Annotated in this window: 15 protein-coding genes; 12 read left to right on the forward strand and 3 right to left on the reverse strand. The window is 32.2% G+C overall.

Going from position 1 to position 9,215, the window contains the following annotated elements; all coding sequences use genetic code 11:
- Positions 1-35: 35 nt before the first annotated feature.
- The 3 genes from ACYQ21_RS00945 to ACYQ21_RS00955 all read right to left on the reverse strand — a co-directional run bounded on the left by ACYQ21_RS00945 (position 36) and on the right by ACYQ21_RS00955 (position 2,007).
- Complete coding sequence (locus tag ACYQ21_RS00945; RefSeq protein WP_460054208.1) at positions 36-452, reverse strand: ImmA/IrrE family metallo-endopeptidase; 417 nt, start codon at positions 450-452, stop codon at positions 36-38.
- A complete protein-coding gene (locus ACYQ21_RS00950; protein WP_460054210.1) occupies positions 449-787 on the reverse strand; it encodes a helix-turn-helix domain-containing protein in 339 nt (112 codons plus the stop codon). The genes ACYQ21_RS00945 and ACYQ21_RS00950 overlap by 4 nt, the downstream gene beginning before the upstream one ends.
- A gap of 953 nt (positions 788-1,740) precedes the next feature.
- Entirely contained in the window at positions 1,741-2,007 is a 267-nt protein-coding gene (locus tag ACYQ21_RS00955; protein ID WP_460054211.1) for a hypothetical protein, read from the reverse strand.
- 383 nt (positions 2,008-2,390) lie between these two features.
- On the opposite strand from ACYQ21_RS00955, the gene ACYQ21_RS00960 reads away from it, so the two are divergent.
- The 12 genes from ACYQ21_RS00960 to ACYQ21_RS01015 all read left to right on the forward strand — a co-directional run bounded on the left by ACYQ21_RS00960 (position 2,391) and on the right by ACYQ21_RS01015 (position 9,026).
- Positions 2,391-2,660, forward strand: a complete 270-nt coding sequence (locus ACYQ21_RS00960) for a type II toxin-antitoxin system RelB/DinJ family antitoxin (protein ID WP_460054212.1) — start codon at positions 2,391-2,393, stop codon at positions 2,658-2,660.
- Positions 2,650-2,988, forward strand: a complete 339-nt coding sequence (locus ACYQ21_RS00965) for a type II toxin-antitoxin system PemK/MazF family toxin (protein ID WP_460054214.1) — start codon at positions 2,650-2,652, stop codon at positions 2,986-2,988. The genes ACYQ21_RS00960 and ACYQ21_RS00965 overlap by 11 nt, the downstream gene beginning before the upstream one ends.
- Before the next feature lie 47 nt (positions 2,989-3,035).
- On the forward strand, positions 3,036-3,317 hold the full coding sequence (locus tag ACYQ21_RS00970; protein WP_460054215.1) for a hypothetical protein: 282 nt from the start codon (positions 3,036-3,038) through the stop codon (positions 3,315-3,317).
- A complete protein-coding gene (locus ACYQ21_RS00975) occupies positions 3,310-3,471 on the forward strand; it encodes a hypothetical protein (RefSeq protein ID WP_460054216.1) in 162 nt (53 codons plus the stop codon). Before ACYQ21_RS00970 ends, ACYQ21_RS00975 begins: the two co-directional genes overlap by 8 nt.
- A gap of 176 nt (positions 3,472-3,647) precedes the next feature.
- Positions 3,648-3,896 (forward strand): hypothetical protein, encoded by a 249-nt coding sequence (locus ACYQ21_RS00980; RefSeq protein ID WP_460054218.1) that lies wholly within the window; start codon positions 3,648-3,650, stop codon positions 3,894-3,896.
- A gap of 121 nt (positions 3,897-4,017) precedes the next feature.
- Positions 4,018-4,326: a cytoplasmic protein gene (locus tag ACYQ21_RS00985; protein WP_460054219.1), complete on the forward strand. Its 309-nt coding sequence runs from the start codon at positions 4,018-4,020 to the stop codon at positions 4,324-4,326.
- A complete protein-coding gene (locus ACYQ21_RS00990) occupies positions 4,326-4,814 on the forward strand; it encodes a hypothetical protein (RefSeq protein WP_460054221.1) in 489 nt (162 codons plus the stop codon). The genes ACYQ21_RS00985 and ACYQ21_RS00990 overlap by 1 nt, the downstream gene beginning before the upstream one ends.
- Positions 4,815-5,131: 317 nt before the next feature.
- Positions 5,132-6,484 carry an FtsK/SpoIIIE domain-containing protein gene (locus ACYQ21_RS00995; RefSeq protein ID WP_460054222.1) on the forward strand — a complete coding sequence of 451 codons (1,353 nt, stop codon included), beginning with the start codon at positions 5,132-5,134 and terminating at the stop codon, positions 6,482-6,484.
- A 266-nt stretch (positions 6,485-6,750) separates the two neighbouring features.
- On the forward strand, positions 6,751-8,022 hold the full coding sequence (locus ACYQ21_RS01000) for a replication initiation factor domain-containing protein (RefSeq protein ID WP_460054224.1): 1,272 nt from the start codon (positions 6,751-6,753) through the stop codon (positions 8,020-8,022).
- Positions 8,023-8,106: 84 nt separating this feature from the next.
- On the forward strand, positions 8,107-8,385 hold the full coding sequence (locus ACYQ21_RS01005; RefSeq protein WP_460054225.1) for a hypothetical protein: 279 nt from the start codon (positions 8,107-8,109) through the stop codon (positions 8,383-8,385).
- Positions 8,386-8,421: 36 nt separating this feature from the next.
- Positions 8,422-8,838: a hypothetical protein gene (locus tag ACYQ21_RS01010; protein WP_460054227.1), complete on the forward strand. Its 417-nt coding sequence runs from the start codon at positions 8,422-8,424 to the stop codon at positions 8,836-8,838.
- A gap of 8 nt (positions 8,839-8,846) precedes the next feature.
- Positions 8,847-9,026: a hypothetical protein gene (locus ACYQ21_RS01015; protein ID WP_460054228.1), complete on the forward strand. Its 180-nt coding sequence runs from the start codon at positions 8,847-8,849 to the stop codon at positions 9,024-9,026.
- Positions 9,027-9,215: the final 189 nt, after the last annotated feature.

Consider the following 9,215-nt stretch of genomic DNA (forward strand, 5'->3'; position numbering starts at 1 on the left):
AGACTTTATTTTATATTCAAAAAACATACTTGTGCTTAAAAAAATTTATTTTTGCTGTTCAATTTATACTCTATGACTTCACGAACCAATTCAATGTTATGAGAAAATCCAAGACATTCTGCATATTGTACATAATTCAAATTTTCAGGAATTTCTTCTTCAATTTGAACAAGGTCAAACCATTCAAGTAAACTATTGAAATCTGTTTCATGTTCAATTTTGCTTTTAGCTGAAAAAGTCACGTTATATGTGCAATTATCAATGTCGCCACGTTCAATGTGTTCTAATTCATGTAAGATAACTTGTACTTGTCGTTCTTCGGATAGTTTAGAATGAACGAAAATATATGGCTTATCTCCATAGTAAGTAAGACGAGCTAATTGTTTAGGGATATTGCAGTACAAAATTATTGCACCCAATTTATGTGCTTTTCGTTTAACCTTTTCAATCATAGATTTTCGAGATACTCCTGAAGCACTCGTTTCATTTCTTCTCGTTCTTCATCAGTCGGTTCTTTACCATTAAATCCTCGACCATTATCTATGATTTCATATAGGTCAATATCATCATCAAATTTTGAAGGATTTTTTTCATCAGTATTGCCTAGAAGATAATCAACTGAAACATTGAAAAAGTCAGCTAGTTTATTTAAATTTTTACTAGCAGGCTTAGATTTATTGCTTTCCCATTTTGCATAAAATTGTTGAGAAATTTCAAGTTTCTCTGCAATTTCTTTTTGGGTCAATTTGGCTTCTGAACGCAGTGTTTTCAGTCTTTCAGATAACATTTTAGTTTCTCCTTGAAAATATTTATGATTTTTTTGAAAAAAACGCTTGACGAAACAACGAAAAGGTTGTATTATATACTTAACAACAAAAACGTTGTTAAAACTCTTGAAACAAAAGGCTACTTATTTTACAATAAATAGCCAAATGTTTCAAGAACATAATAGACCATTGAAAAGAGAATAACGGAGTGAACCATTACTTAATTTTCAGGCTTATGTACTTATAGTAATACCTAGACACTATTATTATATCACGATAAGTAGAAAATTTCAGTAATCTGTATAAGATAATTTATACTAGCCACCACGAGTAAGCGAACTTAACAAGTAAACTCACAAGCAAATTGTGAGAACTCGGTATAAAAACACTAGACCTTAGACAACCCAAAGAGGAAACAAGAGGTCTCAACTTAGGATATGCTGGACGATACAGTAGCTACCCTTAGTGATTGAAAAACATATGCTTTAATTAGGCAATGGAGTATGAAAGTACTGAGCCTATAAATGGTTATCTTTAGCATATGTTTTAATTTAAAAGATAATGATTAAAAATGTAACACCAAATATATAGTATCAGTATATGCTGATATTTTTTATTTTCCGATAGAAAGCAGATTGCTGAGCGACATACTTTCATGAGCGTGCTTGTTTCTATTAAATCAGGAAAACAATTATCAATGAGCCGAATTATTATTTGGTGTTTGTTTCTTTAGTGATAAAGAAAATAATTGTCAATGAACATCATACTTGAATGTGCTTGTTTCCTGTGAAAATGCAATAGACATTTTTGTCTGTTGTAAACTGCTCATAAAGCTGTTAAGTTCTCCAATACCTATTTTCCTTTATAAGTAGTTTACAGCAGATAAATTGATTTTTGTCCGAAATGACTTTAAACTAAAAAAAGCCGCAAATGCGTGACTTTTTCTGTCGACAATAGGTAAATTGAGTTTGTTTTAATTAAAAGCTATTTTTGTTTCATTTTCAATTATTATTTTTAGAATATTTTGCAGATTACTATGCTTCCATTCTTTATTATCAATAATGTCTTTATAGTCTTTTAGATACTCTTGGCGGAGTTTTCCTGACGTTTTGTATATATCGTAATTTAGATTATGTTTATATTTTGATTTTATATAATGAGAAGTTTTGTAGGCTTGATTTTCGATTACGAGACAAAAACCAAAAAAGTCCTCGTTTTGAAGAAAATCTATGCTAGTCATAATATTTTCTTTAAGTTTTTTTGAAATAGATGTTTTGAATTTTTCATGATAAATTCCTTTCTACAATAGAAGTGTGATTACCTATATGATGTTGGTGATTTTTATCATGTTATTTCATTCATTTTTAGCTACTTTTTATTACTTAAATTTAGTTTTACGCTTGATTCTTAGATGAGCCACCATTTGTCGATAGATAAATTATATCACATTTCGGTTAGTCGTTATTAAAATAATGGCACAATAGACAACATTGTCTGTTGTAAACTGCTTATAAGTTTCTCTCCCAATTTCTTCTTATAAGTAGTTTAGAGCAGATAAATATAATCTGTAAAAATTGATTTATTCATGTTATAGTAGTATAATTTAGGTAGGAGGTAGTTTATATGTCGTCTAAAGTATTGAGTTTTAAGGTAGATGAACAACTTAAGTCTGATTTTGATAAACTATCAAAAGACTTGGGAATGCCAGTATCTGCTATGTTTACTGTATTCATGAAAAAATCATTGATAGAAAATGGTTTACCATTCGAAGTGAAAAGGAGTGATGAAAAAATGGAGTGGGAAAAAATAAAAGAAAATATTTTCTCTAACTCAAAAGGTATAAGAGTTTCTCCTGATGACAATGAAAGTATGAGGAAATTCTTTGAGGATTGAGGAAAGAGAAATTGTTCTTGCTTATGTAGAATATCAAAATGGCAGTGGCGGTAAAAAACGCCCTGCTATTGTTTTATCTGTAAATAACGAAGAAGTTTATGTTTATCAAATTACTTCTAAGTTTAAAGAAAAATCAGCTTATTATCAAAAAGCCTATTTTGAAATAAAAGATTGGGGAGAAGCAAATTTAGATAAGCCATCTTGGATTGATACTTCTGAATATTATATACTTTCCAATAAGTTTGTATTCAAAGTGATTGGAAATCTGAGTAAAGATGATTGGAATAGATTTAGACGTTTTCTTATTAATAAATTTAATGTTGAATAGAGTGACTAGAGAAATCTAGTCTTTTTTTATTTGAAAAGAGGTTTAGAATGACTAATATTGATTTTGAAAAATATAATGAGAAAATGAAAATTGAATCGCAAGTTGATTTTTGGAGTGCAGAATTAAATAAATTCCCCTCCTATCCTAACGGTTTAGTTCCAGATAAAATTAGGGAAACAGAAGAATATCAGTATGCTAATTCAAATTATAAAAAATGGTTCTCAAGACTAAGAGATTTTAACAGTAATTTATCTAAAATAGAAAAAAAGATGTTTGCTGATTATAGTTGGGCTATGAGTAAAAAAGCTAGAAAGGAAATAGATGAATAAGACAGATATAAGAAGATTATATTGGTCACTTTTAGTTGCTCAGTTAGGGGCAGGAATGGCGTGTTTTGTTGCTGAAGCTAATATCGCATGTCTTTTTTGGTTTATAAATGCTGTTTTGACAGTAAGAAATCTTATATATTATTACAGGAATTGAATAATATAGTTTGACTAGAGAAATCTAGTCTTTTTTTAGCGACTAATCATTAATGGAATGATTACATTTGTAAAATATGGCAACGTGTTTTCGATTCAAATGATGTAACTGGTTCAACTCCAGATAGTCGCATTAATAAAAATATGAGAGGTTAGTTTTATAGAAAATGGTTACTGATGAAGAATAGAAAAATTGAAGTTATGAGTAAGAAAGAAATTGAAGCTCTCAATGTTGAAGAACTAAAGGAGGGTATAAAACCAGTCTTTCGTGGTGCAGAGAAAAAGAGGAGGTGGCAGGAAGTAGATAATCAGGTCAAAGTAATAAATGGTTTTAAACCAGAACCTATCAAAGATGATGAATTTTCGTTTATATTCAATTATATTTTTGATTCTTGGGTTAAACAATGGGAGGACGTAAATAAGTAAAATATTGATTGTATTGACCTGAACAAGTCTCTAAACTGTGTAATGCTGTGAAGTTAAACTAATCAAAATACTGTGCTTCCAGTTTTTGTTTTTGATTAAAAATTAGAGGAGATTTCAAAAAATGAAACATGAATTATTTAAGATGAAAGATAACTATTTGAAAGATGTTATCTATGACGGTTTAAGCACTGATAGAGTACCAAAAACGGTGTTTGGTAATCAAGGCAGCTATCAACGACATTTGCTCGCTGACGCTAAAAATGGGTCGTATATGGTTATTACCAAAAACCTGAAACAACCTATTCCAGTCGGTTCAGTAGTTAAAATTATCAACCCTATTTTTAACCCTGAATTTATCCATGGTATGAGTATTGCACCAGCGCTTAACGTTTATGCAGAAAATATTGAAATTGTAGGAGGAACTAACTAATGGCAATCGGACTAAAATTTGAGAAAAAAGAACACTTGGGCAAATCCTATACGGATATTACTGACTGTCTGAAAATTGATGAATTGCTTGGTAAATTGACTTTACGTGAAGTCAATCCATTGTTTGCTTTTGAAGATGATATGGATAAACCACAAAATCCTGACGGCTCTCGTCCACGAAAGAGTACTGGCGAAATTTTAGGTATTGTGCTTGATTTACTCAGTACAACTCAATCAGAAATCTTAAAATTTTCTGTTGTAGGTGTTTCTCTTGCTGACTTTGAAGCACTTGGTATCAAGTTCAATGATACTGTTAAATTGAGTGGTGTTCATGTTTGTTACTATGCCATTCCACAAAATGGGAATAGAAACAATAACGGCTATATTTTCTTTGCTGACGGTGTTTCAAAAGCTGAAACAAATAAAAATCAAGCTCCTACTCCACCGACATCACAATCTAAGGACACAAAGTCTGACGATAAAAAATAATGGGGTAGCTTATGAAAAAGTTTTTTAGGTCTATATGGACTTATCAAGGGTTTAGGGTTAGAAACTGGTATAAAAATCAACGGCTAGTCATGACCTCTCTACTCCTTTTACCTGTCATGATGATGTCAGGTTTTTTCATTTTCTTTAAGCTGTCATTTTTGACGGTTTTTTATTCAACTGATTATCTGGTTAAAGCACCTGTTACTTTGCTTATTCTTACTTTAATTACCATAGGCTTCTATATCTTAGAAATAAAACTTGAAAAAAAGGTCACTTTTTTTACTCGACTACGTTCGCTATATTTTTTAAGGCGTAAAATGTTTAATTCTAACTTTTATACTGTTAAAAAACGAGAAAAAGGCGAAAAAATCGAGTTTGAAAAAGCCTATTTGCGCCAAAACAAGCATAGTGTTCAAATTTCATTTGAGTTACAAGGTACGAAAAGTGAACAACGATTTTTGAAAATCGGTGCTGAGTTAGAAACAACTTTTTCGGGCGATTTGATGGATAGGCAACAACTGAATGGCTTTATTATCTACACAATAGCGTTTCAAAAACACTTGGGGCGTATTTCTGTTTTAGATGTTAAAGTCACACCACAAGGCTTGCAGTTAATGAAAACAGTATTTTGGGACTTTAGAAAAGAACCTCATTTGATGATTTCTGGTGGTACTGGTGGTGGTAAGTCCGTTTTATTATTTACACTTATTTTATCTTTAGCAAAATTTGGTAATCTTTATATTTGTGACCCTAAACATTCTGATTTATCTAACCTAGTAAAATTTGATGTTTTTAAGTCACAAGTCTATTATGAAACAGACGATATTGTAAAATGTGTCATAAATGCTTGGGAAGTCATGAAAAAACGCTATGACTATATGAATAATGATGAAGATAGTAAGATGGGTAAAGACTATGCCGATTACGGTATGTGTCCTACTTTCATTATCATTGATGAAGTCTCAGCACTTGTTAGCGAACTGGGTGGTATGCGTGGTAGTACACTCTTTGATGATTATGAAATGGCACTACAACAAATTGCACAAAAAGGACGACAAGCAGGTGTATTTCTGATTTTAGCTTTACAAAAGGCTGGTGCAGACGCTATACCATTAGCTGTGAGAGACCAACTTATGAAACGTATTACCGTTGGTGTTCTGTCACAATATGGTTATGCTAATGCTTTCGGACAAGAAGCAAACAACAAAGAATTTAAAACGATTAAACAAATTGATGGCGAACCAGTAAGAGGTCGTGGCTATATTGGCAACTTTGGGGAAATTATCGAAGAATTTTATGCACCTTTTGTACCATTTGATGAAGGATTTGATTTCTTTGAAGAATATGCCAAGTTGGAAGTTATTCCATTAGATGAATATGATGTCATTGACACGACTGAGGTAGTAAATGTACCTGCACCTAAACCGCTTGAATATGTCAAAGAAACTGTTTATACACGTTCGGAACTTGCCAAAGGGTTAGAGGTAAGTGAAACGACAATACAGCGTATCACTGAGGACTTAGCCAGTCATGATGTTTATTTTGACAAGAACGATCAAGGACACTATGTTTATGGGGATAATGATAGAAAGGTATTTAGTGAAATCATCTCGAATAAGGAACAGAAGAAAATTAGTTTTTCTGAGTCCGTTTCAGAAATATTTGACTAGACTAATTCACAAGCGCTATGGTAGGCAAGCACGGTGTAGCGTAAGCGAAACCGTGCGTCTCTGTGCCGTAGGCATAGCGCTTGGATTGTGGGCTTTGCCCACAATCCAAAATTGTTACCCCCGTGTTCTAAACAGGGGGGGAACAATTACCCAAAACGCAAGTTTGAGTACCTCTCAGGCTATATGTACCAAGGTTTGACAAGTTTTGAAAAAGAGAACTTTTTACCACTTTTTAGGGAACCTTTAAAAGATAGGAAATATAGGAGATGAATGGCTATAAATTAAAAGAATTTCGTAAAAATTTGAGAATGACACAAAAAGAATTAGCTGAAAAAACTGGTTTTGGTTTAAGTACTATCAAAAAACTTGAAACAGGTAGAAATGAGTTGACAGCTGATAAGTTTAGGTCAATCAAAAAACGTTTAGGACTGAATGAGGAAAACGACAATCCTTTGCGAATGATGATTGACTACTTGCGTGTCACTTTTAAGTCTGTCAAAGACTTAAAGTTTTTCATAGAAGAATGCCTTTATATGCCATATTCCAATTTTACCTCTCATGAAACAGGTCTCTACGGCTATAATAGTTCTCTGCGCAATGGCAACATTTGGATATTCCATTATTTTGACGCTAACGAACGTGGTAATCATAATATCACTTTGCAGCTTTCGGGTCATGGTTGCCGTGAAATAGAGTTGATTTTTGAAAATCTAGGCTTGACTTGGCAAACGTGGTTACAACACGTTTTTTATTTTCATGAAGATTTGAATGTCACAAGACTTGATATTGCTTTAGATGATTTATATCTCGGTTATGATAGAGTTTCTGAACATTTCCATATTCCTGATATGATTGCTAAAATGACAACTGGTTTTGTCAAAACAAAACAGTTTAGAAGATGGGACCACTTCGGTGGTGGTATTATCAATAATGAAAATTTTGACGCTCCAGATGATAAAGGGGTGTCAATTTATTTTGGTTCTCCTCAATCCTCTATGCGATTTAATTTTTACGAAAAGCGATTTGAAATTGCTAAAAAAGAAAAATTGACTGTGGAGGAAGCTCTCGAAGTTTACAACATTTATAATCGGTATGAAGTCCGATTTGGTAACGGGAAAGCACACCCTTTGGTACTTAAAATTATTGAGGGTCAAGATTTAGGCGATATTGTCAGAGGTATCATCAATGAACGTTTAAGCGTATATGAAGGTATTGACGAAAAATGGGGGTCTTATATCCCTGACAAAAAATGGTATCGCTTGTTTGGTAATGCAGACTATTTAAAATTGAGTGTTGAACCTGAGCCTTATGATGTCATGAAAACCGTTCGTTGGCTATATTATCAAGTGTCAAACTCTCTAGCATTTGTAAAAGAAGTTGATAGAATTATGAACAGAAATTTTCTTGAAGATATTTTACAGGTAGGCGAGGTAACAGAAAGTATGCAGAAACAACTGGAGGTTTTACAAGAACAGTATTTAATGTCAGAAGAAAACGATTTGATGAAAAATTACGGTGCTACTGTTTATCGTGATTGATGATGGCAATTTTAAATTTTATACATGATAGTTTGGGTTTGGGGTATTTAAGAAATTTTACAAACGAAAAGGAGCTAACATATTATGGCTAAAACAGTATCAGAAACAGAAAAGAAAATCCGTGAACTTGCGAAAACCGTTACCGAACAACTTGAAGGAGGCAACTTAAAAGAGGTCAATTCAAGTTACAAGAGGTTAGAAAATATGGTTAAACGTACTGAAGACGGCGAAATTAGTATTTTGGTAAGAGAAGCCTTGCTAGGCACACTTAAAAAAGTTAGTGGTCTTGTATTTTCATACAATAAGGCTATGAACGGCGCACGCACTGTTGCACAAAGTCTCAATGATATTCTTGACGCTTAACAAACAGTAGGAAAAAATGGGTGGTCATTTTATATCATGAATAAAATTTATAATGATGATGAATTAAGAAAACTGGTAGATTTAATACCTGATATGTACATTTGGCAAAATCACAAAGATTTACCACAATTTAAGGAATCAAGAACTCGTATCTCTATTTTGGTTGGTCGCTATAAAGCGGTATATAACCTAACTCGTACTGAGTTAGCTATCTATAATCAATATAAGAGACTTCCCCCTAGAGATAGGGAAAAGGAACTCAAATATCAAGTTAGCTTGTATGATGAAAAAATATCAAAACTTTGTCAAAAATTACGGGATAACTTTGTTAGGGAATTGATGAAACTAGATACTGAAAGTCTTGAAAATAGACTTAATGATTTAGTCAATCAGCGCTTAACAAATCGAACTTTTGATAAAAAGTGGCAAGTGATGAAAAATGGAAAGGACTAATATAAAAGATGAGACTTGGAAAAAATAAACTTTATGAAATCGCTGATAAAATTGTGGAAGAAATAGGAAAAAAAGAGTTTATTGATAATTTGTTAATGGCTATGTCTGGTAACGAATTACAAAGTAACTTAGAAGAAATTGATAGAACGCATGGACTAAATTTATTTGATAATGAAGATGAAGATTAGATTTAGGTCTTTTTTATTTCAAGGGGTGCAAATGTCAAAGTTTGTACCCTTATAAAAAATAGAAATTTTAGAGAAATGCGAGTGTCGAAGCTCGTATTTTTATTTTAGAAAAGAGAAAAAATGGCGATACACAGATTAAAGTTACATGCAGATTATTTTGAAGCTGTTAAAAACAAAGTCAAAACCTTT

Source organism: Pseudolactococcus yaeyamensis, from assembly GCF_054658615.1.